Below are 23390 nucleotides of genomic sequence, written 5' to 3' on the forward strand. Positions count from 1 at the left end.
CCATGAGCCTCTATTTCACCAAGGAACATGAGTGGATCCGTGTCGAGGGCGACGTCGCCACGGTCGGGATTTCCAATCACGCGCAGCACGCGCTCGGCGACATCGTGTTCGCCGAAGCGCCGGAACCGGGCCGGCAATTGCGAAAGGGTGACGAGGCGGCGGTCGTGGAATCCGTCAAGGCGGCAAGCGACGTCTTTTCGCCAGTCACCGGTGAAGTGCTGGAAGCCAACCAGGCGATTGCCGACGAACCGGCATTGATCAACACCGATCCGGAAGGCGAAGGCTGGTTCTTCAAGGTCCGGCTAAGCGACCCGTCGGAAGTCGAAGGCCTGATGGACGAGCCAAGCTATCGCGACTGGTCGTCCAAGCTTTGATCGAAACGATCGCCTCTACCAGCAAGTGGGACGCGGGCGATTACGCCCGGGTCGGCGGCTTTGTCCCGGCGTTGGGCGCGGCCGCACTGGACCTGCTCGACCCGCAGCCGGGCGAGGCGATTTTGGACGTTGGTTGCGGCGATGGCACGCTGACCCTGCAGATCAAGGAACGCGGCGCCGACGTGGTCGGAATCGACAGCAGTCTGTCGATGACCGCGGCCGCCAAGGCCAAGGGTCTCGACGCGCGATTGATGGATGCTGCCGATCTCCGGTTCAGCGAGGCGTTCGATGCGGCCTTTTCCAACGCAACCCTGCACTGGGTCCTCGACAAGGAACGAGCGGCCCGGGCGATCTGGTTCGCGCTGAAAAATGGCGGGCGCTTTGCCGGTGAATTCGGCGGCGCAGGCAATCTTCGACGGCTGCGCGAAGCACTCGACTCCGAGCTCGTCGCGCGTGGTTATCGTCCGCCGGTCGAGCAGGGTAACTGGTATCCGACGCCGGAGCAGTTTTCTGCCGTCTACGAGCAGGCCGGATTTCGCAATATCGAGGCCGAGCTGATCGAACGCCCGACCCGGCTGGAGCATGGCGTGCAAGGCTGGGTTACGGTCTTTCGGGCCGGTTGGCTCGACGCGGCCGGCGTGCCTGAAGAGGAACGCGCTGCGATTGCCGAGGCAGTGGCCGCACGAGTCCAGACCAACATCGCCGACTATGTTCGACTTCGCTTTATCATGAGAAAGCCTGCCTGATGCGCTACCTCCCCCTGTCCGACGCCGATCGCAGCGAGATGCTCGGCGTCATTGGCGCGAGTTCGGTCGATGAACTGTTCCGCGACGTGCCCGAAACCGCTCGACTGAATGGCCCGATCGACGGGCTGCCCATGCATGCGCCGGAAATGGCGGTCGAGCGGCACATGAAGGCGCTGTCCGCGAAGAATATTCCGGCGGGCGAGGTGCCCTTCTTCCTCGGCTGTGGCGCCTACAAGCATCATGTGCCCGCCAGCGTCGATCACCTGATCCAGCGCGGCGAGTTCCTGACCGCCTATACGCCTTATCAGCCGGAAATCGCGCAAGGCACGCTGCAGGTGCTGTTCGAATTCCAGACCCAGGTCGCGCGGCTGCTTGGCTGTGAGGTCGCGAACGCGTCGATGTACGACGGGTCGACCGCTTGCTGGGAAGCCATCGGCATGGCCCGGCGGATCACGCGCAAAAGCAAGTCGATCCTCTCTTCCGGGCTTCACCCGCACTATGTCTCGGTCTGCCAGACGATGGCGAAGTTCACCGGCGACCTGCTGGAAACCGGGCTGCCGGAGCTCGCCGCCCAAACCGATGCCGAGCATCTGATCGCCGCCATCGATGACGCAACCAGCGCAGTCGTGGTGCAATATCCCGACATTCTCGGCCGCATCACCGACCTGCAGCCGATTGCCGATGCGGCCCACGCCAAGGGCGCGCTCCTAATCGCGGTGGTGACGGAGCCGGTCGCACTGGGATTGCTCAAGGCGCCGGGCGAGATGGGTGCGGATATCGTCGTCGGCGAAGGCCAGTCGATCGGGGTCGGCCTGCAGTTCGGCGGTCCCTACGTCGGGCTGTTCGCTTGCCGCGAGAAGCACATTCGTCAGATGCCGGGACGGATCGCGGGCGAGACGGTCGATGCCGAGGGCAAGCGCGGCTTCGTGCTGACGCTCTCCACTCGCGAGCAGCATATTCGCCGGGAAAAGGCGACCAGCAATATCTGCACCAACTCTGGCCTGTGTGCGCTGGCCTTTTCCATCCACATGACCTTGCTGGGCGAGAAGGGGCTTCGCGGCCTGGCCGAGCTCAACCACGCCCGCGCCGTGCAGGTCGCCGAGCAACTCGGCGCGTTGCCGGGCATCCGGTTGGTCAATGACAGTTTTTTCAATGAATTCACGCTGGAACTGCCGGTCGAGGCCCGTCCGGCGGTGCATGCGATGGTTGAGAAAGGCGTGCTTGGCGGGGTTTCGCTCGGCCGCCTTTACCCCGGCGCCGCGGCGCTCGGGAACGGCCTGGTCGTCGCGGTCACGGAAACCGCCACCGACGAGGACATCGACGCACTGGAAGCCGCGCTGAAGGAGGTAGCCAAGTGACCATCAACCAGAGCGGCTGGAAGCCTTCGTCGCCGGTGCAGGGACCAGGAGACACTGGAACGGTCACCGGGAATCGCGCCTTGATGCTGGAAGAGCCGTTGATCTTCGAGCTGGACGGCGACGACAGCACGGGTGTCGACCTGCCCGAGCGCCCTCAGCTTGCGTCGCGCCTTGGCGGGCTGGAGCGGTCGGAGCGGATCGGTTTGCCGGGCCTGACCGAACCGGAAGCCGTGCGCCACTACACTCGCCTGTCACGCCAGAACTACGGCATCGACCTCGGCTTGTTCCCGCTCGGTTCGTGCACCATGAAGCATAATCCGCGCCTGAACGAGAAGATCGCCAGGCTGCCGGGCTTCGCGGACGTCCACCCGTTGCAGCCGCGCGAGACTGTGCAGGGCGCGCTGGAGGTGATCAACGAGCTGGCGTTCTGGCTGATCGACCTGACCGGCATGCACGGCGTTGCGATGAGCCCCAAGGCCGGTGCTCACGGTGAGTTGTGCGGTATTCTTTGCATTCGCGCCGCACTCGAGGCCCGCGGCGATCCGCGTTCGGTCGTGCTGGTTCCCGAAAGCGCTCACGGCACCAATCCCGCGACGGCTGCCTTTGCTGGCTACCGGGTCGAGAACATTCCCGCGACCGACGCCGGCCGCGTCGATCTGGACGCGCTCAAGGCAAGGCTCGGCCCGGACGTCGCAGCGGTGATGATCACCAATCCCAATACCTGCGGCCTGTTCGAGCCGCAGATGAAGGAGATCAGCGACGCGGTCCACGCCGCCGGCGGCTTCGTCTATTGCGACGGCGCAAACTTCAACGCGATCGTCGGCAAGGTGCGCCCCGGCGACCTTGGCGTGGATGCGATGCACATCAATTTGCACAAGACCTTCTCCACCCCGCACGGTGGCGGTGGACCCGGATCCGGACCCGTGGTCCTTTCGGAGGCACTCTCGCCCTTCGCGCCGCTGCCGTACACCGCCCGAACCAAGGATGGCGTCGTTCACCTGGTCGAGGAGGAGCAGGCGGAGGAGTTCAGTCGGGAGCATTTCGGCGGCAGGCTGCAGAGCTTTGGCCGGATGACCGCCTTCCACGGCCAGATGGGTATGTTCACGCGGGCGTTGACCTACATCCTCAGTCACGGCGCCGACGGCCTGAAGCAAGTCGCGGAAGACGCCGTGCTCAATGCGAACTACCTCCTTCGCAGCCTCGAGGACGTGCTCGACGCGCCGTTCGCTCATTCAGGGCCGTGCATGCATGAGGCGATCTTCTCCGACAAAGGCTTTGCCGATGGGTTCAGCACGCTGGATCTTGCCAAGGCGCTGATCGACGAAGGCTTTCATCCGATGACCATGTATTTTCCGCTGGTGGTGCATGGCGCCATGCTGGTCGAGCCGACGGAAACCGAGTCCAAGTCGGCGCTTGATCAGTTCATCACTGCCCTGCGCTCCGTGGCGGAGCGAGCGAAAGCGGGGGACGAAAGCCTGAAGGCCGCGCCCGTTCATGGGCCGCGCCGGCGGCTGGACGAGACGCTCGCCGCGCGCAAGCCGATCGTAGCCTATCACCAACCCGCACCCGACGGGGCCGACCGTCCGAACCCGTCGGAGATCGGGGACCGATAGAAGGTGGATCAGGCCGCGATCTGGCAATTCTGGGGCCCACTGCTCACCATTGCGATCGTTTTCGCGGTCCGATTGCGTCGCGCGGGTAGGGTGCGCCCCCTGCACCTTGGGCGAATGTGGATTGCCCCAACTCTGGTGACGCTGATCGTGGGAGCGATGTTTCTCACGTTGCCGCCGCCGCTGTCTGGCTGGGTGGCACTGGCCGGCGGCATCGTCGTCGGGGCCGCGCTGGGTTGGCATCGGGGAAAGCTGAACGCGATCCACCACGAACCGGACGGTGGCCTGATGCAGCAAGTGTCGCCGCTGGCCGTGCTGCTGCTGCTTGGCCTGATGCTATTGCGCTTGATCGTTCTGCGTGGGCTGGGGGGCGATCCCACCCAACCGCATCCGATCATGGCGGCGGTCATTGCGACCGATGCCTTGATGGGGCTGGCCGTCGGCATCGTGGTCTTCACGCGGGTCGAGATGTATCTTCGCGCCAAGGCGTTGCTGAGGAACAAGCCGTGACTTGGGCAGCCCTGTTCGGCATCACCAACCTCGTCGCGGTGCTCGGCTGGGCCGCACTGCTTTTGCTGCCGCGGCGTCCGCTGGTGCTGTCGGCAACCCTTTATGCCGGCATCGGGCTGCTGTGCCTGGCCTATCTGGGCATGTTCGTGGCGCTGTTCGGCGGCTTGGTCGATGCCGGGCGAGTGGCGGGAGCCGCACCGCCGAACCTTGGCGATTATTCGATCCCAGGCATCCGCGCGCTGTTTGGCAGCGACGGCGGCATCGTCATCGGCTGGACCCATTATCTGGCGTTCGACCTGTTTGTCGGCCTGTGGATCGCGCGCGATGCCGATGCCAAGGGCGTCCGGCGCTTGATCCAAGTGCCGTTTCTGCTCGCGACCTTCATCGCAGGCCCGATCGGATTGTTTTTCTGGCTGCTGGTCCGGGGACGATGGTCGCGCCAAGCATGAAGCTGAGGTCGCCGGCGGTTGCCCGCAACGTCGAGCCGATCAAGGCCGTGCTCGCCGAATGGCTGCCGGCCAGCGGGACGGTGCTCGAGGTTGCGAGTGGCACCGGCGAGCATGCGTTGGCGTTCAGCCGGGCCTTTCCCGATCTTTCTTGGCAGCCCAGCGATGCAGACCCGACGGCGCTTGCTTCGATCGAGGCATGGAGCGACGAAACAGCTCCGCCGAACCTCCGTCCAGCGATTCCATTGGATGTCTTGCGCGACGATTGGCCGATCGATCGTGCCGACGCCGTGCTCGCCATCAATCTGGTGCACATCAGCCCGTGGACCGCGTCCCTTGCGCTGCTTCGTCATGCCGCGCGACTGTTGCCGGTGGGCGGACGGCTGATCCTTTACGGCCCGTGGCGGCAGTCGGGGGAAAGCCTGGAGCCGAGCAACGTTGCGTTCGACCGGTCATTGCAGGAGCGGGATCCGGGCTGGGGGCTGCGTGAGATCGACGTTTTCGCGAAGACCGCCGACGAACATGGCCTGGTGCTGATCGAGCAGCGGCGCATGCCGGCCCACAACCGCATGCTCCTGTTCAGGCGGGAAAAGGCCGGCGGCGGCTGATCGCTGACCACAACCAGACCCACAGCGCGCCGAAGCACCAGCCCGCGATCACGTCGGTTGGCCAGTGGACGCCCAGTGCCGGGCGAGTCGCACCGATGGCGATGGCGAGCGCGGCTCCAGCGATCAATCCCCTGGTCCGCCACCGTTCCGGCAAGGCGAACAGCGCAATGGCCAGATAGGTGATCATGCTGTTGCCGGCATGGCCGCTGGGGAAGCTTTGATTGCTGACATACACCGGAAATGGCTCGAATGAGGGGCGGGGCCGATCGATCATCGTTTTGATCAGCTCGATCGCGGCCCGCCCGCTAAGCGCGGTCGCGATCAGCAGCAGGCCGTTCGCACGTCTGCCGTTCAGCCAGAGAGCGGCGCCGACGATCAGCGCTAAGGGCACCAGGACGAAACCGCCGCCAAGATGTGTCAGAAAGATCAAGGCGGACGCAAGCGGCGGAGAACTAATCCGCCACAGACCCAAGTGCGCCACCAGATTGCCGTCTGGCGCGAAATCCTTTCCCCCAATCAGTCCCGCGACGAGAAACACGAGAACCAGGCTCGAAAGCGAGAGAATAAGGATCGGACGCATAAGCCGTTAAACGAAGTTTTACCCCTTTTGGCTACGTCAATCGACGATGGACCAGACCCCTATCGTACAGAACCGCCGGCAGCGGCGGTCCAATGTGTTGATGGCGGCAGCGCTGGAGCTGTCCGGCGCGTCATTGCCGGTCAAGCTGCGTAACCTGTCGGCTGACGGTGCTTTGGTCGAAGGCGACAAGTTGCCCGTGGAAGGGGCGGAAGTCGTCTTCCGCCGCCAGGAGTTGAGCGTCCAGGCAAAGATCGTATGGGTTGGCGGTGGTCGCTGCGGTCTGTCCTTCAAGGAGCCATTGGCGCCGGAAACGGTCCTGCGCCATATCCCGACGCCGCGGCCCCGCGTGCAACCCGAGTTCCGCCGACCCGGCCTGGCGCCGCGGTCTCTCTCAACGGAAGAGCGGCGAGCGGCGGTGGAGTGGAACAACTGGCGTCCAGCCCTGGATCGTCCAGGCGACTGATCCGTCAAGCGGCGCGGGCGGCGTCCCGTTGCTGTTGCAGCCAGCCGACAAGCTCCGCCAGCGGGATTAGGCGATTGAATGACACACCGACCGCGCCCTGGTGGATCCAGCGGATGACCCCCGGCTGTGGCGCGAGGCCGACCAGCGACATCACCACGGCCGCCCCGACCGGAAGCGCTACATTCGCCTCGAGCTTCATTCCGCCCTGGCTGATGTCCGTCGCGCGAAGTCGATAGCTGTTGGCCCCTTCGCGCAGGGTCGCCCACGCCGACGTCTCGATGCGCGGCATGCGCGGTCGCGGGCCACTGTCGTTCTGCGCCAGGATCGACAGTACGTCGATCGGCTCGGCAAAGGCGATTCCCACCTGGCCGTCCCTGACCCAACTGACGCAGCCTTCGATCGGCTGGCCGGTCTTGAGCTCGATTGCCACCGATTGGCCATGGAGCAATACACAATACGCGCGCAGCATCATGCCACCGGCAGAGATGTTCTTGATAAGGCAGAGCTCCCGCCGGCCGTCCACCAGCAGGGTTCCGACCCGGAACAGTGTCAGATGGCGGTCGCCCGCAAGACGGCGTTCGGGCTCGGCCGGGCATTCGTCGCTAAGCGAGTAAAGGGTCGTCTCGACCGGCAAATGCTCCACACGCGCGCTCCAAAAATCGTCCCCCCGGCGCACGGCCGGCTTGTTCGATTGGCAGCTTATTGGAGCGTAGGTTTATCAATGGTTAGGGCCCGGCGGCCGCAAGGGTCTAAAATCATCCATCCTGACTATAAGTGATCCAAAACGGAGCCAAACGACCACAGCAGTCGGCCTGCCGGGCACGAACCGAGGGCGTTCCGATCAGTATCGATCGGGCTATCGTGCCTGCTGAACAGCGCCGGTGTCTGAGCCCTCGTTATGCAGATCCGACAAGGGCCGGAGTGTCGGCCGCGGCCGATATAAGGTCGTCGCGTCCGTGCGGCGCGGCAAAGTCGGGCGCCGGTCCGACCGGAACGATGCCGGTCGGATTGATGGTCCTGTGACTCTCATAATAATGGCGCTTGATGTGCTCCATGTTCACCGTGGCGGCAACGCCGGGCAGCTGGAACAATTCGCGGGTGAAGGCCCATAGGTGCGGATAGTCGACGACCCGGCGGCGGCTGCACTTGAAATGCCCGTGATAAACCTCATCGAACCGGACGAGCGTCGTGAACAGGCGGATGTCCGCTTCGGTCAACCGGTCTCCAGTCAGGTAGCGCCGACGCGAAAGCCGTTCCTCGATCCAGTCCAGCGTATCGAACACGTCTGTTACGGCCTCATCATAGGCCGATTGCGAAGTCGCGAAGCCAGCTTTGTATACGCCGTTGTTGCAGCCATCGTAGACCCGCGCATTGATCTCGTCGATTTGGGCGCGAAGCTCTTCAGGGTAATAATCGCCGGGCTGAGCGCCAAGCCCATCGAAGGCGTGGGTCAGCATGCGGATGATCTCCGAAGACTCGTTGCTGACGATCGTGCCCTGCTGCTTGTCCCATAGCACCGGTACCGTGACGCGGCCGCTGTAGTCCGGATGAGCGGTGGTGTAGACCTGATGCAGGAAGCGGGCATTGTGGATCGGGTCGGGAATGACGCCCGGGCCGTTCGCGAAGGTCCAGCCGTTCTCCGCCATCAGCCAGTGCACCACCGAGACGGAAATCATCTCATTGAGGCCCTTTAGCGCGCGAAGGATCAGTGCGCGGTGAGCCCAGGGGCAGGCGAGGCTGACGTACAGGTGGTAACGCCCGGCCTCGGCCTTGAAGCCGCCACGTCCGCTCGGCCCCGGTGAGCCGTCGGCCGTGACCCAGTTGCGAAACTGGCTATCGCTTCGAACGAAGCGGCCGCCGCTCGACGAGGTGTCGTACCAGACATCGTGCCATTTGCCGTCCACCAGCATGCCCATGCGTTCGCTCCTTTATCTGTTGAGGCTTCCCGCTCAGGCGGCCAACCGCGCAGATTTCCCGATCAACGCGCAAAGGTCGTCGATCGCCGAGAGCGCGAACGCCAGCGATGGTTCGTCTATCAAGCGGTCATTCTCGATCTTCTTGTGGACCTCGCCGATCACGGTCTGAAAGCGAGGAACGATCAGCGACTGGGTGGCGAGCAACGTCTCGTGCAGCTGCGACAGCGCACGCACCCCCCCGGTGAACGCCGGCGAGTTGCTCATGGTCACGACTGGCTTTCCGGTCAGCGACCCTTCGCCGTAGGGCCGTGACGCCCAGTCGAGGGCGTTCTTGAGGACACCGGGCAAGCCATAGTTGTACTCGGGCGTGACGATCACCAGGCCATCAGCCCGACCGATCGCATCACGCAGGGCCTTGACGGCAAATGGGGCATCCGCTCCGTCAATGTCCTGGTTATAGAGCGGCAGATCGGAACAATCGTGGATTTGCAGCACGATACCGCTCGGCATGCGTTCGGCCAGCGAGTGCAGTATGGCGGTGGAGTGGGCTTCGGCGCGAAGGCTGCCCGACAGTCCCAACAAGGTAGGGCGGTTCATTATGCGCCTGCCTTCGGCTGCGCGGCTGGCTTGGCGATGAATTCCGCCTCGATATGCAGCGTCACCTCGTCGCCAAGCAGCGGCAGGCCATAGTTGATACCGAAGTCCGAACGCTTGATCTTGGCTTCGCCATCGAACCCAACCGTGTAAAGCTTGTTGACCGGATTTATGCCGGCCTGGTTAAATTCGGCCGCAATGACGATCGGGCGGGTCACACCGCGAAGGGTCAAATTGCCCGTTATGTTCGCCGAGTCCGCGTCAACGCGACGTAGCGAGGTCGCCCGGAAGCTGGCGGTGGGGTATTTGGCCGTGTCGAAGAAATCGGCCGTCTTCAGATGCTTGTCGAGGCCGTCGCTGAAGGTCCCGACGCTGTCCATCCGGACGGTCGCATCGAGGCGGCTGGCAGCGGGGTTCGCGCTGTTCAGCTGCAGGTTGGCAGCAACGTCGGTGAATTGCCCGATGTAGGTCGAGAAGCCCATATGGCTGACCTTCCAGCTGATCTTGCCGTGGGCGGGATCAAGGACATAGCTGCCCGAGCGGACCTGTGCCGGTTGGCTGGTCAGGGCGTCTCCCTGGGCCACAGCAGCGCCGGTCAGCGAGAAAGCAAATAGTGCGGCGATCATGGTCGATTTGGTGCGCTTCATGTCTATTTCCTCTGTTGGTAGTTTGATTGATCAGCGGGCGTCGACGAGGACGATCTCGCTGTCCTCCAGCGCCTTGACGGTCAGGGTCTCCACCTCGGCGATGGCGGCGCCGTCGCGGGCATTGACCCGGACTCCGTCAATTTCGACCGCGCCGGTGGCGGGAACGAGGTAGGCCCTGCGATCCGCGCCGAGCGGGTATTCGATGCTTTCTCCGGCCTTCAGGGTCGCGCCCAGTACGCGGGCATCCGTGCGGATCTTCAGGGCATCTCCGTCTTCGTCGAACCCGGAAGCCAACGGAACAAACCGGCCGGCCCGCCCGTCCTTGGGAAACGGCCGTGCTCCCCACCTTGGCTCGCCGCCGCGCTGGGACGGCTGAATCCAGATCTGGAAAATCTGAGTCGTCTCATCCTCCAGATTATACTCGGCATGGGCAATGCCGGAGCCCGCGGACATGACCTGAACGTCGCCAGCCTCGGTGCGTCCCTCGTTCCCCTGATTGTCCTTGTGGGTGATTGCGCCGCTCCGGACGTAGGTGATGATCTCCATGTCCCGGTGCGGATGGGGCGGGAAGCCGGAGCGGGGCGCAATGGTATCGTCGTTCCAGACCCGCAGGCTGCCCCAGTTCATCCGCCGCGGGTCGTGGTAATTGGCGAACGAGAAATGGTGCTTGGCGTCAAGCCACCCGTGGTTCTCTCCGCCAAGCGATGCAAATGGTCGCAACTCGATCATCGATTGTCTCCTTGAACCCCATCTATGCCTTGCCCACTCTACTTGTGAGTGGGATAAATCTGATCAGAACGTTCGAGAAAGTAGAATGATGGAGCCTGGCACTCCGACCCTTGACCAGCTGCGCCTGTTCGTGACGGTGGTTGAAGCCGGCAGCTTCGGGGGAGCTGCCCGCAAGCTGAATCGCGCCGTGTCGGCGGTCAGCTACGGCATCGCCAATCTCGAGGCGCAGCTGGGAGTGAAGCTGTTCGAGCGGGAGAGTACACGCAAGCCTCAACTCACGCAGGAAGGCAGAGCAGTATTGGTGGAGGCCAGGGCCGTGGCCCGCGATATCGAAGACCTGCGCTCGACGGTAAGAGGATTGTTGCACGGCCTCGAAGCGGAGATCAGCCTGGCGGTGGACGTGATGCTCCCGCCACAGCAACTCGGCAGGCTTCTTCGCGGATTCCAGGACAAGTTTCCGACCGTTGCGCTGCGGTTGCACGTGGAAGCACTGGGCGCGGTCACCGCGATGGTGATCGAAGGCAGTGCAACACTTGGCTTAAGCGGACCGCTGACCGGGCCGGTCGACCAGCTGGAGGTGATCGGCGCAGGTTCCGTCAAGCTGGTCCCCGTGGCCGCACCGGATCATCCGCTTGCCAAGTTGCAGCCGCTGCCCCCCGGGGCGGCGCGGGGCCATGTGCAGTTGGTTCTCACCGATCGGTCGTCATTGACGCAGGGACAAGACTTCGCGGTTCAGAGTAGCCGGACCTGGCGCCTCGGAGACCTTGGCGCCAAGCACCAGTTGCTTCGGGAAGGCATCGGCTGGGGAAACATGCCCCTGCCATTGATCGAGAACGACCTGCTGACCGGTACCCTGCTTCGGCTCGATCTGCCTGAGAACCCTGAGGTCACCTACGGCCTGTTCGCGATCCATCGCCGCGACGTGAAGCTAGGCCCCGCCGGCACATGGCTTCGCGACCAGCTTGTCGGGACACAGCCTATCGCGTGACGGGACTGACGCGTTTTCAAACTTGAAGGTCCGCCCAGGCGCCTAAGCCGCCGGACCCGGAAACTGGCGCAACACCATACTCCGCTCAAGGCCGCGCCGGCGCTGACTTACTTGGAGTATGGTGAGCCGTGCTGGGCTCGAACCAGCGACCTACTGATTAAAAGTCAGTTGCTCTACCGACTGAGCTAACGGCCCACGCGAAAGGCGCTTAGCCGCGTGGACGGCGGCGGGCAAGGCGGTGTGCGAGATGGCGAACCTCCAGCGCTCCCATCACGCGCCAGCGCGGCGCGACCGACAGCAGCGGCTGCAGAACAAAGGATCGGTCGGCCAGGCGGGTGTGAGGTATCTGCAGCGAGCGCGAGCGATATGCACCGCCGCTCCAGAGCAGCAGGTCGAGGTCGAGAACCCGCGCTCCCCAACGCCGGGAGGCGCGACGACCGAAGCGGCTTTCCAGTTGCTTCAATTCCCCCAGCATCGCCCGGGGAGTGAGAGACGTTTCTACCAATGCCACCGCATTCGCGAAATCGCGGCCGGCTCCGCCAAACGCCGGGTTCAGAAGGATCGACGAAGCGGAGTACAGGTCGAAGCGCCGATCAAGTTCGGCAATGGCAGCAAGCACCACCTGCGGCGGCCTCCCATGTCGTCCGTGCGGCCGGTTCGAGCCGAGAGCGATTGCGTAGAGATGCGTCACCGCCGCGCGTGTATGCGCTCGGGCCCGACTTGTCGAAGGCCGGTAAACGATCTTTGGCAGCCGCGACAGCGGCGCTAAAGGCAGACGATGCTGTTGATCGCGCCTCCCGTCGTATCTCCCGTGCCCGAGGTGGAAGCGCCAAGAGACTGTTTGCTTTGTCCGAGGCTGGTCGCGTTCCGCGAGCAATGCCGGGCCGAGCATCCCGATTGGTGGAATGCACCGGTGCCGGCTTGGGGCGATCGGCAGGCGTGGCTGGGGGTGGTTGGAATGGCGCCGGGCAAACATGGCGCCAATCGAACGGGCAGGCCGTTCACGGGCGATTTCGCCGGCGACCTGCTTTATGCCACGCTTCTAAAGTTTGGCCTCGCGAAGGGTGAGTATCGCGCCGATCCGGCCGACAGCCTGCAACTTACGGGCGCGGTCATTCTCAACGCGGTGAAATGCCTGCCGCCGGCAAACAAGCCCGAGCCCGGGGAGATCGCGACCTGCCGGAGCTATTTCGAGGCAAGCCTGACGGCCCTGCCGCGATTGAAGGTGCTGGTCGCGCTTGGCGCGATCGCCCATGCGGCGGCCGTGAAAGCGGTAGGCTTACGGCCGAGCCAGGCGAAATTCGGCCACGGCGCGGAGGTGCGGTTGGCGGACGGTCGCACGCTGCTGTCGAGCTACCACTCGAGCCGCTACAATCAGAATACCGGGCGGTTGAATGCCGAGATGTTCGAAGCCGTCTTCCAGCGGGCGGTCCGGCTTCGTGATGCTTGAGGAACTCCGTACCGAGCGGCTGGTCCTGCGGCGTGCGCGGCTGACGGACGTCGAGGCCATGCACAAGATCATGAGTGACCCTGTCACCATGCGCTACTGGTCCACGCTGCCGCATGACACCCTCACCCAGACAGAGGACTGGGTGCGCAGCATGATTTCCCCTCCGCACGCCGAGAGTGACGATTTCATCGTCACGCTGGGCGGAGAGCCGATCGGGAAAACCGGCGCCTGGAAGCTACCGGAGGTCGGTTATCTTCTCAGCCGCGATCGGTGGGGCCATGGTTACGCGACCGAGGCGCTCCGGGCCTTCATCGATCATCGGCGGACGGTGGGGTCGACCGAGTTGCGCGCCGATGCCGACCCGCGCAACACTGCCTCGCGGCGTTTGCTGGAGCGACTGGGTTTCGAGGAAACGGGCCACGCCGCCCGCACCTGGTGCATCGGCGGCGTGTGGTGCGACAGCATCTATTACCGCTTGGCGATGTAGCCTAGATGTCTTCCACCAGGCGCCCGTAGAGTTCTGGCCGACGGTCCCGGAAAAATCCGAAGGCCGCGCGATGGCGGCGGGCTTCGGCGAGGTCCAGTGTGGCCACCAGCACCCCCGTTTCCTCAGCGCCGAATTCGGCCAGTAGGTCCCCGCGCTGGTCGCAGATGAAACTGTGTCCATAAAAGCGCTGGCCGCATTCGGTGCCGATACGGTTGGCCGCGACCACCGGAACCACGTTGCTGACGGCATGCCCGATCATCGCCCGGCGCCAGAGACGCGAGGTGTCGAGATCTGGGTCGTGCGGTTCCGATCCGATGGCGGTTGGATAGAAGAGGATCTCCGCCCCCATCAGCATCATCGCACGCGCGGTTTCGGGATACCATTGGTCCCAGCATACGCCCACGCCAAGCGTGCTCGCATCCGGTCCTTTCCAAACCTTGAAGCCCGTATTGCCGGGGCGGAAATAGAATTTTTCCTCATAGCCCGGGCCGTCGGGGATGTGGCTTTTGCGATAAACGCCGGCGATTTTCCCATCCGGGTTGATCATCGCCAGCGAATTATAATGGTGCGGCCCGTCGAGCTCGAAGAAACTGGTCGGAATCCAGAGCTTGAGTTCCTCCGCAAGCGCCTGCATCGCCAACACGGACGGGTGCTCGGCGGTTGCCTTCGCATTGGCAAAGAGACTTTCGTCTTCCTCCCGGCAGAAATAGGGGCCTTCGAACAGCTCCGGCGGCAGCACCACCTGTGCGCCCCTCGATGCAGCTTCCCGCACGAGGTCGGATACGGCGCGGATGTTAGCAGCGGTATCTTCGCCGAACGCGAGTTGGAGCGCGGCAACGGTAAGTTTTGTCATTGCGGTGCCTATGCCGGGATTTGCTGGCTGATGCAGTGAAAACTGCCGCCGCCAGTCAGGATGTGGTCTGCCCGCAGGCCGACTGCCTTGCGGTCCGGGAACAGCGCCTGGACAGCGTGGACGGCAGCATCGTCGTTGGGTGCCCCGTAAAGCGGAACGACCACCGCCGCATTGCCGATCAGAAAATTCATATAGCTGGCGGGACAGATCTCACCGTCCCGCTCAACCAGACCCGGCGACGGCAGGTTCACGATGTCCAGCTTTGTTTCCTTAAGCCGGTGAGCCACGTCGTTGAAGACCGCGCAATTCGGATCGTTCTCTGCGGGCGCGGGGATCGCGACGCGGCCGGGCGCAACGAAGCGCGCGAGGTTGTCGACGTGACCGTCGGTATGGTCGTTGAGGAGCCCCTCACCGAGCCAGATCAGCTGGGTGCAGCCAACGTCCGCTCGGAGGCGATCCTCGATGGCGCGCCGATCCAGCGACGGATTGCGGTTCGGATTGAGCAAGCACTGCTCTGTCGTGATGAAGCAGCCTGACCCATCGCCGTCGATTGCCCCGCCCTCCAGGACCCAATCGGCCTGCGAATAGGGCAGGGTGGCCGACGCGGCGAGCCGCTCGCCGATGCTGTCGTCGCCGGGCAGGTCATATTTGCCGCCCCAGCCATTGAAGCGGAAACCCCGGGCGTGGCGGGACCCGCCCGACCCCGTCACGATCGGCCCGGTGTCACGAAGCCAGATATCGCCAAAAGGCTCGGTGAGGATGGTCGCAAATGGCGATAATCGGCCAGCGGCCTGGGCGGCATCCGCGTTCGCTGCAACCAGGATGATCTCCTCGCCCCTGCCTCCGGCATGAAGCGCGTCGGCCAAGGCGGCGACTTCGCGTTGAGCGGGAAGCAGGTCGTCGAGCCATAACTCGGGATCGCTTGGGAAACCGATCCACATGGCTTGATGGGGCGCCCACTCGGGCAGGGGAGGATGCATCACGGCTCCAGAAACGAAGAGGGGCGACCTTCGCTGCGAAGGCCGCCCCAGTTTCTTCTACGCGGGTCCGATCGGATCAGCGCGAATAGAACTCGACGACCAGGTTCGGCTCCATGCGGACGGGGTAAGGAACCTCGTCCAGCGTGGGAACCCGGTTGAAAGTGGCCTTGGCCGTGCCTTCGGTGACGACATATTCCGGAATGTCGCGCTCGGCGAGGCTCTGCGCTTCGAGGACCAGCGCCATTTCCTGCGCCTTAGGGCCGAGCTCAATCACGTCGCCGACGTTCACTCGGCGGCTGGCGATGTTGCACTTCCCGCCGTTCACCCGGATGTGGCCGTGGCTCACCAGCTGACGCGCGGCCCAGATGGTCGGCGCGAACTTGGCGCGATACACGACCATGTCGAGCCGACGCTCGAGCAGGCCGATAAGGTTCTGGGAAGCGTCGCCCTTCATGCGGCTGGCTTCCTGGAAGGTGCGCTTGAACTGCTTTTCGGTAACGTCGCCGTAATAGCCCTTCAACTTCTGCTTGGCGCGCAGCTGAATGCCGAAGTCCGACATCTTGCCCTTGCGGCGCTGACCATGTTGGCCCGGACCATATTCGCGGCGGTTGACCGGGCTCTTCGGGCGACCAAAGACATTTTCGCCCATGCGGCGGTCAAGCTTGTACTTGGCGCTGGTGCGCTTCGACATATTCCATCCTTCAATTGCGTTGCATGTGTTCAGCCCGGAGCCGCGCTACGTCCGACATAGGTCAGTGCAGGGCCACCGCTTCACCGGGTGTGCGGGGCCAATTGCGTGGCGCGCGACTAGCCGAGGGGCTTGCGGAGGTCAAGGTTGGGCGGGCAAGGGCCTTGCATGACCGATCCGCTCGACCCTGAGAACTGCACTACCATGACCGAAGTTCGTGCCGGAGTGGACGATGTCGATCGGCAGATTACGGCGCTGATCGCCCGCCGGTTCGGCTATATGGACGCGGCCGCCCGGATAAAGCCCGAACGCCATCTGGTTCGTGACGAATGGCGCAAAGCGGACGTCAAGGCCAAGGTCGACGCCGCGGCGGATCTGGCAGGCGTGGACCGGGCACTGATGAGCCGCATCTACGAGGACTTGATCGAAACCTCGATCGCGCATGAGCTGCGTCGTTTTGACGAAGCCCGGACGTATCGAGATCGCGAGAGCTAATTGCCGCGGCTGCCGATCGCCGACCCGATGTCTTCGCCACCGCCGGCCTGGCCATTACGGATTCGCCATTCCCTGGAGGTAAGGCACACCCGCTTGGACCCGTGAAGGGAGCTGGTCACTTTTTCGCGCTTGCAGATCTTGCGCTCCGGCTTTGCCTCCTTCTGTTCGGCAACCATGGGGGCCGATGACTGGGGAACTTCAGGATTGGCGGACGCGAGCAACGCAAACAAGATCAACGCGGACATGGAGGCAAGTTCCTTGAATCGCTGGACAAACCAGGTCGACTAGTGGGCGCGTGGACCCAGGTCAACCGGCCCGGCGGCGCGGTTCGACCAGTGACCGAAGCATTCCACGAACGGCATTGACCTCCCGCGACGACCAGCCGGTCTTCGTGAAGATCGTACGGATTGTGTTGCGCGTCGCTTCGGTTCGCTCGGGCGGAAAGAAATAGCCGGTGCTGTCGAGTGCAGTTTCAAGCTGGCCGATCAGGCCGTCAAGTTCCCGGTGGGCGGCGGGCGGCTCCATTTCCCGGGCCGTGGGCTGCGCCAGCGCCTGATGGCGCGACCATTCATATGCCAACAGGATGACGGCCTGCGCCAGGTTCAGGCTGCCGAACTCCGGATTGATGGGAACTGTGACGATCTTGTTGGCGAGGGCCACGTCCTCCGTGGCGAGGCCGGAGCGTTCCGGGCCGAACAGAAGGGCCGACCGGGCGGGAAGGGCTGTGATCTCCTGCGCCATCACCTCAGGATGGACGACCGGAGTGACGAGCTCGCGGCGGCGCACCGTGGACGCGTAGACCATCGAGCAGTCGGCCACCGCATCTGCCACCGTGTCGAACAGCGGCGCGCCTTGCAGCACGACGTCGGCGCCACTTGCCGCCGGTCCCGCCTCCGGGTTCGGCCAGCCGTCGCGCGGCGCAACGAGACGCAACTCGGTGAGGCCGAAATTGAGCATCGCGCGCGCGGCCTTGCCGATGTTCTGGCCCAGCTGGGGCCGGACGAGAACGATGACGGGAGGAACGGTCACAGCAGCTTGTCGGAACTGGGCTTGGGCGGACTTTCCGGCTCATCCGCATCGACCACCTCCCCGGCGATCTCAGCGAAATCGCTGGCCTCGCTGAAATCCTTGTAGATGCTGGCGAAGCGGATGTAGGCGACGTGATCGAGGTTCTTGAGGCCAGCCATGACCGCCTCCCCGATTTCCGCGGTGCCGACCTCGTCTCCGCGAGTCTCGAGTTGCCGCTGAATGCCGCTGACGATCCGCTCGATGCGCTCGGGCGAAATGTCGCGCTTTCGACATGCGAGGGCGACGGCGCGCTCGAGCTTCCGACGGTCGAACGGCTCGCGCTTCCCGCCCTTCTTGACCACGGTGAGGTCGCGCAGCTGCACCCGCTCGAACGTCGTGAAGCGAGCGCCGCAGCCTTCGCACTGCCGACGCCGGCGGATGGCGGCTCCGTCCTCGGACGAGCGGCTGTCCTTAACCTGGCTGTCGGGATCACCGCAAAATGGGCAGCGCATCAGCTATAGATGGGGAAGCGGGCGCAAAGATCGCGGACGCGCTCGTTCACCTGCCGCTCCACCTCGCCATTGCCCTCAAGCCCGTTTGTCTGCAGGCCGTCGAGAACGTCGGCGACCATGTCGGCGATGTCGCGGAACTCCGCTTCACCGAAGCCGCGGGTCGTGCCGGCCGGTGAACCGACGCGGATGCCGCTGGTCTTGAGGGGCGGCAAGGGGTCGAACGGAACGCCATTCTTGTTGCAGGTGATACCGGCGCGCTCGAGGCTCTCATCCGCGTCCTTCCCGGTGAGTCCGAGGGGACGAAGGTCGACCAGCGCCAGGTGGGTGTCGGTCCCGCCGGCAACGAGGTCGGCGCCGCGCTCCTTCAAACGATTGGCGAGGGTCTGCGCGTTGCGGATAACCGCCTTTGCATAGGTCTTGAACCCGGGTTGGAGGGCTTCGCCGAACGCGACGGCCTTGGCGGCGATCACATGCATCAACGGGCCGCCCTGCAAGCCGGGGAAGACCGCAGAGTTGATCTTCTTCGCGATCGCTTCGTCGTCGGTCAGCACCATGCCCCCGCGCGGACCGCGCAGGGTCTTGTGGGTGGTGGTGGTCACGACATGCGCGTGGCCGAAAGGCGTCGGGTGCTCGCCCGCCGCGACCAGGCCGGCGAAGTGCGCCATATCGACCATCAGGATTGCACCGACGCTATCCGCAATCTCGCGAAATTTGGCGAAGTCGAGGTGGCGCGGGTAGGCCGAGCCTCCAGCGATCATGAGAGTCGGCTTATGCTCTTCGGCAAGGCGCGCAACCTCTTCGAAATCGACCAGGTGGTCGTCCGGCCGAACGCCATACTGGACCGCATTGAACCACTTGCCCGACTGTGCCGGCGGAGCGCCGTGCGTAAGGTGTCCGCCCGCAGCAAGGCTCATGCCCAGAATGGTGTCTCCCGGCCTGGTCAGCGCCAGCATCACCGCGCCGTTGGCCTGAGCGCCGGAGTGCGGCTGGACGTTGACAAAGCCGCAACCGAACAGCTGCTTCGCGCGTTCGATCGCAAGCTGCTCGACCGTGTCCGATGGCGCGCAGCCCTGATAATAGCGGCGGCCAGGATAGCCTTCCGCATATTTATTGGTGAGGACGCTGCCCTGCGCCTCCAGCACAGCACGGGAAACGATGTTCTCCGACGCGATCAGTTCGATCTGCGTCTGCTCGCGGATCAATTCGGCTTTGATCGCTTCCGCGACTGCGCTGTCGGCATCGGCCAGCTGGCGGGAGAAAAAGCCGTCGGGCTGAACATGGTTGAGGTTGGCGGCGGTGGCCATCAGTCGCTGTCCTGAAGCTGAGGGGAAAGCATATCGACGCGGCGCTGGTGGCGCCCGCCGGCGAAATGGGTGTCGAGGAAGGCGGTCACAATGGCCCGCGCCATGTCGCTGCCGATCAGCCGTGCGCCGAGGGCCACGACGTTGGCGTCGTTGTGCTCGCGGGCCAGCCTTGCCGACAGGGGATCATCGACGCGCGCGCAGCGGCACGCTGGATTACGGTTGACGCTGATGGATATACCGATGCCCGACCCGCACACGGCGATGCCGCGATCGGCCCGGTTCACCGCGATCGCATCAGCCAGGGCCGCGCCGAAGCGGGGATAATCCACGCTGTCGCTGCCGTTTGTCCCAAGATCGAGAACCTCGTGTCCCGCCTCTGCCAGCCAGGCGGCCAGCTCGTCCTTCAGTTGATAACCGGCATGGTCGGCGGCAAGGGCGATGCGCATAGGCTCATCTAGCCTTCGCAGACGCGAAATGCCACCGTGCGGGGATGAACAATCGCGTTCCCCTCTCGGCCGCCGCGCTTGGCGCCGCCGGCCTTGTGCCGCCGCTCGCCGGCGCATTCGTCGCATTCGCCGACATTGGCGGATTCGGTTCGACCGCGGCCGGGTTCATCCTCGTCTATTCGGCGCTGATCTTCTCTTTCCTTGGCGGAAGCTGGTGGGCATTCGCTTCCCGCGAGCAGCGCCCCAAGTGGTGGTTGCTGGTGCTGGCGGTATTGCCGTCGCTGGCCGCGTGGGCGCTGCTGCCCATGCGGGCCTCGGAGCTTCGCCCGGGTCTGATCCTGGCAACCTTGATCCTGCTCTCGCCGCTGGTCGACGCGCTTCTGCACAGTCGCGGACTTACCCCCGCCTGGTGGATGCGCTTGCGGGTGCCCTTGTCATTCGGCCTCGGGATCCTGCTGGCGCTGACAGTCTGGTGGGGACGTTAGGCGGGTTTGGGTGTCCCGCCTTCCAGCTGTGCGAGTCGGGCGGCCATTTCTTCCAGTTTCTGCTGCATGGTCGCCTCACGGCTGGAACGCTGCATCGATACCCTGAGTGCATCGGCGATGTGCGGAGCAAGCTGTCGCACCGCTTCCAGTTCCTGTCGATTGTAACGATTCCCGTCGGACCGGCGGCCGAGGCGAAGGGTGCCGACGGTGCCCTCTTCATCGGCGAGTTCCAGCGCGTCCAGCAGGCGCGTGTCCGAAATCGAACGCACGTTGCGGGACGCCAGAAGCTCCGGGTTACCGTCCCTATTAATCTCGATCGCCGAGCGGAGCGGGTGAACGGCTTCGTCGATGACGCCAAGGGCTCGCTTGGCCAGTTCCGGCGGCGTTTCGGTCAGACCCCAGTTCTTGAGCCGCTCGGCTGCGCCCTTGATGCGGTCCATCGGCCCCCCGAAGTGGCGCCGGGTCCAGCCGAGGACCGCCGACTGGGTTGGCGAAAAGATGCCAGCTGCGATGATGGCGCTGACGGCCGTGGCGCCCGCCTCGCTTTCGCGGCCCATGACCTCGGTAATGATGAGCTTGGCAAGATCGGAGGTCGCCGCCCAGACCATGCCGACGATCAGGGTTACCACCGCATAGGCAGCGGACCGGGTGATCACCGTGTCGGCTTCCCAAAGGCGGAAGCGCGTGAGCGCGATCAGCAAGCCGAGTGGAATACAGGCGATACCGAGCGAAAACAGGACCAGCACCACAAGGTTGAACAGCGGGTTCTGCTGAGTGGGATCGTCGGGAATGAACGGCACCATCGCGAAGGCGCCGCCGAGCAGGATGAAGCCCGCGCCGAAACCGAAGGCGGCCCACTTGATCTGCTGCCGCTCGATGCCCGCCGGTAACCGGCGGAAACGAATCACTTGGCCCCATAGCAGGGCCAGCAGCACGCCGATGGCTACGAGCGTCTGCATCGTCGCATCGACGCCGGGCAAACTGGCTAAGATGGCGATCGGCAAGGCCGCATAGACCATCCAGCGAAGGAAGCGGGGGACAAAGACCCCGTCCGGGAACAGGGCCAGCACGATCAGCAAGAGGTAGAACCACGCGCTGGCGATGATTTCATCGACGATCGAAAGACCGGTCCACTGCCACATTTGCAGGGCGGGATCGACGGAGGCTGCCATCATAGCGAAGATCAGGGCGAACAGCATGGCGACCGGATCGTCCGGGCGGCGGAGGGCAAGCAACAGGCTGCACAGCAACAGAACGGAGCAGGCGAACAGTGCGAAGCCGAGGCGAGTGTAGACCCGCAGGGTGGCGGAGCGGCGGTCTTCCGCGCTGATCTCCAGCGGGCGGCGCACTTGCTGCACGGTCCGCTCGCGGCCATCGGCCTGGCGGAGGGTGATGGCCACGCTTTGGCCCGGCGCGGACGTCAGTCGATTGGCAAGGTCGGCGATCACCGCATTGGGTGATACGCGCTGGCCATCGATGGCCACGATCCGGGCCGGCGGCGACGGATTGTCGGTCGTGTCGGTCAACGGACGAACGTCGACCAGGCCATCGGTGACGTCGGGGTCAAGGCCGACCTGCTGGAAAGCCGGAATATATTGATAGGTCGCCCGCAGCGAATAGGCGGTGGCGCCGATCACGATCATGAGGGCAAGGCCGAACAGGAGCATCCAGAACCACCGCAGGCCCGACGCCTGGCGGTCGTTCATGGCGCGAAGCCGCGCCGGTGGCCGAACCGATGCCGCGCTTAGCTGCAATTCAGTCCCCTGTTCCCCGAATCATGTGATTCACTTGCCAGATAGCAGGACAGAAGAAAGCGGAAAGTAAACCCTAGGCCGCGAGCTTCATCTCAAGCCGGTCCCAGATTTCGGCCAGCGCACCGGTAAGTTCGTCCTGCATGGCTTCGTCATGCCACGGACCCGGCGTGAAACGGAGGCGTTCGGTGCCCCGCGGCACGGTCGGAAAATTGATCGGCTGAACGTAGAGGCCGTATTCCGCGAGCAGGATGTCGCTGATCCGCTTGGCCTTGACTGGGCATCCGACCAGCAACGGCACGATGTGCGTGACGCTGTCCATGACCGGCAAGCCTGCGTCGGCGAACTTTCGCTTCAGCATGGTGGCGGCAGCCTGCTGTCCGGCCCGCTCGTCCCCTGACGCCTTGAGATGCCGGACCGAGGCCAGCGCACCGGCCACCAGCACGGGCGAGAGCGAAGTCGTGAAGATGAAGCCAGGCGCATAACTGCGAATGCAGTCGACGATGTTCCGGTCGGCGGCGATGTAGCCGCCCATCACGCCGAATGCCTTGCCCAGCGTGCCTTCAATGATGGTCAGCCGGTCGGCCACTGCATCACGCTCGGAAATGCCGCCGCCGCGCGCGCCATACATGCCGACAGCGTGAACTTCGTCGAGGTAGGTCAGCGCCCCATAGCGGTCGGCAAGATCACAGATTGCGGCGATCGGCGCGACGTCCCCATCCATCGAATAGACGCTTTCGAAGGCGATCAGCTTTGGCGTCTCTGGATCTTCGGCCGAAAGCAGCTCTTCAAGATGGGTGAGATCGTTGTGGCGGAACACGCGCTTTTCGCAACCCGAGCTGCGGATGCCGGCGATCATCGAGGCGTGATTGAGCTCGTCCGAGAAAATGACGCAGCCCGGCAGCAATTTGCCGATTGTCGAAAGCGTGGCCTCATTGGAAACATAGCCACTGGTGAACAGCAGGGCGGATTCCTTGGCGTGGAGATCGGCCAGCTCGGCCTCCAGGTCGACGTGGTAGTGCGTATTGCCGCCGATATTCCGGGTGCCGCCGGAACCGGCACCGACATCGTGCAGCGCTTCTTCCATCGCAGCGATCACGGCCGGGTGCTGGCCCATGCCGAGATAGTCGTTGGAGCACCAGACCGTGATCGGTTTTGGCCCGTTGTGCCCCGCAAAGCAGCGGGCATTGGGATAATTGCCCTTGTTGCGCAGGATATCGATGAACACCCGGTAACGGCCTTCATCGTGAAGCCGGTCGATCGCGGCCTGGAAGATGCGGTTGTAGTCCAACGGTTTCTCGAATGTTGTTTGCGCAGCCTTTAGTGCGAAGAGCGCCGATTTTCCAATGCGAACGACTCGCA

Annotated in this window: 30 protein-coding genes and 1 tRNA gene; 13 read left to right on the forward strand and 18 right to left on the reverse strand. The window is 64.1% G+C overall.

What is annotated here, in order from left to right; translation table 11 throughout:
- Window positions 1–2: 2 nt before the first annotated feature.
- The 7 genes from gcvH to AC4GYS_RS07830 are packed head-to-tail and all read left to right on the forward strand — an operon-like array spanning window position 3 to window position 5652.
- Entirely contained in the window at window positions 3–374 is a 372-nt protein-coding gene (gene gcvH, locus AC4GYS_RS07800) for a glycine cleavage system protein GcvH (protein ID WP_491108523.1), read from the forward strand.
- The gene (locus AC4GYS_RS07805; RefSeq protein WP_491108524.1) at window positions 371–1120 is read left to right on the forward strand and encodes a class I SAM-dependent methyltransferase; all 750 of its coding nucleotides are present in this window, start codon (window positions 371–373) and stop codon (window positions 1118–1120) included. Before gcvH ends, AC4GYS_RS07805 begins: the two co-directional genes overlap by 4 nt.
- Entirely contained in the window at window positions 1120–2478 is a 1359-nt protein-coding gene (gcvPA, locus tag AC4GYS_RS07810) for an aminomethyl-transferring glycine dehydrogenase subunit GcvPA (RefSeq protein ID WP_491108525.1), read from the forward strand. Before AC4GYS_RS07805 ends, gcvPA begins: the two co-directional genes overlap by 1 nt.
- Window positions 2479–2480: 2 nt before the next feature.
- Window positions 2481–4091, forward strand: a complete 1611-nt coding sequence (gene gcvPB / locus AC4GYS_RS07815; protein ID WP_491109379.1) for an aminomethyl-transferring glycine dehydrogenase subunit GcvPB — start codon at window positions 2481–2483, stop codon at window positions 4089–4091.
- Window positions 4092–4094: 3 nt separating this feature from the next.
- Window positions 4095–4598: a CcdC protein domain-containing protein gene (locus AC4GYS_RS07820; protein WP_491108526.1), complete on the forward strand. Its 504-nt coding sequence runs from the start codon at window positions 4095–4097 to the stop codon at window positions 4596–4598.
- Entirely contained in the window at window positions 4595–5047 is a 453-nt protein-coding gene (locus AC4GYS_RS07825; protein ID WP_491108527.1) for an abscisic acid-deficient protein Aba4 family protein, read from the forward strand. Before AC4GYS_RS07820 ends, AC4GYS_RS07825 begins: the two co-directional genes overlap by 4 nt.
- Window positions 5044–5652 (forward strand): DUF938 domain-containing protein, encoded by a 609-nt coding sequence (locus AC4GYS_RS07830; protein WP_491108528.1) that lies wholly within the window; start codon window positions 5044–5046, stop codon window positions 5650–5652. Before AC4GYS_RS07825 ends, AC4GYS_RS07830 begins: the two co-directional genes overlap by 4 nt.
- On the opposite strand, the gene AC4GYS_RS07835 is transcribed toward AC4GYS_RS07830, so the two are convergent.
- Window positions 5624–6232: a phosphatase PAP2 family protein gene (locus AC4GYS_RS07835; RefSeq protein WP_491108529.1), complete on the reverse strand. Its 609-nt coding sequence runs from the start codon at window positions 6230–6232 to the stop codon at window positions 5624–5626. The genes AC4GYS_RS07830 and AC4GYS_RS07835 overlap by 29 nt on opposite strands.
- Window positions 6233–6278: 46 nt before the next feature.
- Here AC4GYS_RS07835 and AC4GYS_RS07840 point away from each other — a divergent pair, with 46 nt between their 5' ends.
- Window positions 6279–6695 (forward strand): PilZ domain-containing protein, encoded by a 417-nt coding sequence (locus tag AC4GYS_RS07840; protein ID WP_491108530.1) that lies wholly within the window; start codon window positions 6279–6281, stop codon window positions 6693–6695.
- A 4-nt stretch (window positions 6696–6699) separates the two neighbouring features.
- On the opposite strand, the gene AC4GYS_RS07845 is transcribed toward AC4GYS_RS07840, so the two are convergent.
- From AC4GYS_RS07845 to AC4GYS_RS07865, 5 genes are all read right to left on the reverse strand, one after another.
- Window positions 6700–7338 carry a PilZ domain-containing protein gene (locus AC4GYS_RS07845; protein ID WP_491108531.1) on the reverse strand — a complete coding sequence of 213 codons (639 nt, stop codon included), beginning with the start codon at window positions 7336–7338 and terminating at the stop codon, window positions 6700–6702.
- Between the two features lie 253 nt (window positions 7339–7591).
- Entirely contained in the window at window positions 7592–8611 is a 1020-nt protein-coding gene (locus tag AC4GYS_RS07850) for a glutathione S-transferase family protein (RefSeq protein WP_491108532.1), read from the reverse strand.
- Between the two features lie 33 nt (window positions 8612–8644).
- On the reverse strand, window positions 8645–9208 hold the full coding sequence (locus AC4GYS_RS07855) for an NADPH-dependent FMN reductase (protein ID WP_491108533.1): 564 nt from the start codon (window positions 9206–9208) through the stop codon (window positions 8645–8647).
- On the reverse strand, window positions 9208–9852 hold the full coding sequence (locus AC4GYS_RS07860) for a YceI family protein (protein ID WP_491108534.1): 645 nt from the start codon (window positions 9850–9852) through the stop codon (window positions 9208–9210). The genes AC4GYS_RS07855 and AC4GYS_RS07860 overlap by 1 nt, the downstream gene beginning before the upstream one ends.
- A 30-nt stretch (window positions 9853–9882) precedes the next feature.
- Complete coding sequence (locus tag AC4GYS_RS07865; RefSeq protein ID WP_491108535.1) at window positions 9883–10581, reverse strand: pirin family protein; 699 nt, start codon at window positions 10579–10581, stop codon at window positions 9883–9885.
- 85 nt (window positions 10582–10666) lie between these two features.
- On the opposite strand from AC4GYS_RS07865, the gene AC4GYS_RS07870 reads away from it, so the two are divergent.
- Window positions 10667–11569 (forward strand): LysR family transcriptional regulator, encoded by a 903-nt coding sequence (locus tag AC4GYS_RS07870; protein ID WP_491108536.1) that lies wholly within the window; start codon window positions 10667–10669, stop codon window positions 11567–11569.
- A 119-nt stretch (window positions 11570–11688) separates the two neighbouring features.
- On the opposite strand, the gene AC4GYS_RS07875 is transcribed toward AC4GYS_RS07870, so the two are convergent.
- A tRNA-Lys gene (locus AC4GYS_RS07875) sits at window positions 11689–11764 on the reverse strand.
- Window positions 11765–11777: 13 nt separating this feature from the next.
- Entirely contained in the window at window positions 11778–12260 is a 483-nt protein-coding gene (gene folK / locus AC4GYS_RS07880; RefSeq protein ID WP_491108537.1) for a 2-amino-4-hydroxy-6-hydroxymethyldihydropteridine diphosphokinase, read from the reverse strand.
- A gap of 87 nt (window positions 12261–12347) precedes the next feature.
- Between folK and AC4GYS_RS07885 the strand changes: the two genes are divergently transcribed.
- Both AC4GYS_RS07885 and AC4GYS_RS07890 read left to right on the forward strand, forming a co-directional pair.
- Window positions 12348–13019 (forward strand): uracil-DNA glycosylase, encoded by a 672-nt coding sequence (locus AC4GYS_RS07885; RefSeq protein ID WP_491108538.1) that lies wholly within the window; start codon window positions 12348–12350, stop codon window positions 13017–13019.
- Entirely contained in the window at window positions 13012–13506 is a 495-nt protein-coding gene (locus AC4GYS_RS07890) for a GNAT family N-acetyltransferase (protein WP_491108539.1), read from the forward strand. Before AC4GYS_RS07885 ends, AC4GYS_RS07890 begins: the two co-directional genes overlap by 8 nt.
- Window position 13507: 1 nt before the next feature.
- Here the strand turns inward: AC4GYS_RS07890 and aguB are convergent, their stop codons facing one another.
- The 3 genes from aguB to rpsD form a co-directional block, all read right to left on the reverse strand.
- Complete coding sequence (gene aguB / locus AC4GYS_RS07895) at window positions 13508–14359, reverse strand: N-carbamoylputrescine amidase (RefSeq protein ID WP_491108540.1); 852 nt, start codon at window positions 14357–14359, stop codon at window positions 13508–13510.
- Between the two features lie 8 nt (window positions 14360–14367).
- A complete protein-coding gene (locus AC4GYS_RS07900) occupies window positions 14368–15339 on the reverse strand; it encodes an agmatine deiminase family protein (RefSeq protein WP_491108541.1) in 972 nt (323 codons plus the stop codon).
- A 76-nt stretch (window positions 15340–15415) separates the two neighbouring features.
- Entirely contained in the window at window positions 15416–16030 is a 615-nt protein-coding gene (gene rpsD / locus AC4GYS_RS07905; RefSeq protein ID WP_491108542.1) for a 30S ribosomal protein S4, read from the reverse strand.
- A 165-nt stretch (window positions 16031–16195) separates the two neighbouring features.
- On the opposite strand from rpsD, the gene AC4GYS_RS07910 reads away from it, so the two are divergent.
- On the forward strand, window positions 16196–16522 hold the full coding sequence (locus tag AC4GYS_RS07910; protein WP_491108543.1) for a chorismate mutase: 327 nt from the start codon (window positions 16196–16198) through the stop codon (window positions 16520–16522).
- Here AC4GYS_RS07910 and AC4GYS_RS07915 read toward each other — a convergent pair.
- The 5 genes from AC4GYS_RS07915 to rpiB all read right to left on the reverse strand — a co-directional run bounded on the left by AC4GYS_RS07915 (window position 16519) and on the right by rpiB (window position 19792).
- Window positions 16519–16767, reverse strand: a complete 249-nt coding sequence (locus tag AC4GYS_RS07915; RefSeq protein ID WP_491108544.1) for a hypothetical protein — start codon at window positions 16765–16767, stop codon at window positions 16519–16521. The genes AC4GYS_RS07910 and AC4GYS_RS07915 overlap by 4 nt on opposite strands.
- A 61-nt stretch (window positions 16768–16828) precedes the next feature.
- Complete coding sequence (locus tag AC4GYS_RS07920) at window positions 16829–17551, reverse strand: RNA methyltransferase (protein ID WP_491108545.1); 723 nt, start codon at window positions 17549–17551, stop codon at window positions 16829–16831.
- On the reverse strand, window positions 17548–18042 hold the full coding sequence (gene nrdR, locus AC4GYS_RS07925) for a transcriptional regulator NrdR (protein WP_491108546.1): 495 nt from the start codon (window positions 18040–18042) through the stop codon (window positions 17548–17550). Before nrdR ends, AC4GYS_RS07920 begins: the two co-directional genes overlap by 4 nt.
- On the reverse strand, window positions 18042–19346 hold the full coding sequence (locus tag AC4GYS_RS07930) for a serine hydroxymethyltransferase (RefSeq protein WP_491108547.1): 1305 nt from the start codon (window positions 19344–19346) through the stop codon (window positions 18042–18044). Before AC4GYS_RS07930 ends, nrdR begins: the two co-directional genes overlap by 1 nt.
- Window positions 19346–19792: a ribose 5-phosphate isomerase B gene (gene rpiB, locus AC4GYS_RS07935; RefSeq protein WP_491108548.1), complete on the reverse strand. Its 447-nt coding sequence runs from the start codon at window positions 19790–19792 to the stop codon at window positions 19346–19348. The genes AC4GYS_RS07930 and rpiB overlap by 1 nt, the downstream gene beginning before the upstream one ends.
- Window positions 19793–19836: 44 nt before the next feature.
- On the opposite strand from rpiB, the gene AC4GYS_RS07940 reads away from it, so the two are divergent.
- Window positions 19837–20277, forward strand: coding sequence for a DUF3429 domain-containing protein (locus tag AC4GYS_RS07940; RefSeq protein ID WP_491108549.1), 441 nt, complete (start codon window positions 19837–19839; stop codon window positions 20275–20277).
- Here AC4GYS_RS07940 and AC4GYS_RS07945 read toward each other — a convergent pair.
- Together AC4GYS_RS07945 and hemA are read right to left on the reverse strand one after the other, a co-directional pair.
- Window positions 20274–21983, reverse strand: coding sequence for a PDZ domain-containing protein (locus AC4GYS_RS07945; protein WP_491108550.1), 1710 nt, complete (start codon window positions 21981–21983; stop codon window positions 20274–20276). The two genes, AC4GYS_RS07940 and AC4GYS_RS07945, sit on opposite strands and share 4 nt — an antisense overlap.
- Before the next feature lie 121 nt (window positions 21984–22104).
- A complete protein-coding gene (gene hemA, locus AC4GYS_RS07950; protein WP_491108551.1) occupies window positions 22105–23319 on the reverse strand; it encodes a 5-aminolevulinate synthase in 1215 nt (404 codons plus the stop codon).
- Window positions 23320–23390 lie beyond the last annotated feature (71 nt).

Source organism: Sphingomonas sp. SP1 (assembly GCF_058313395.1).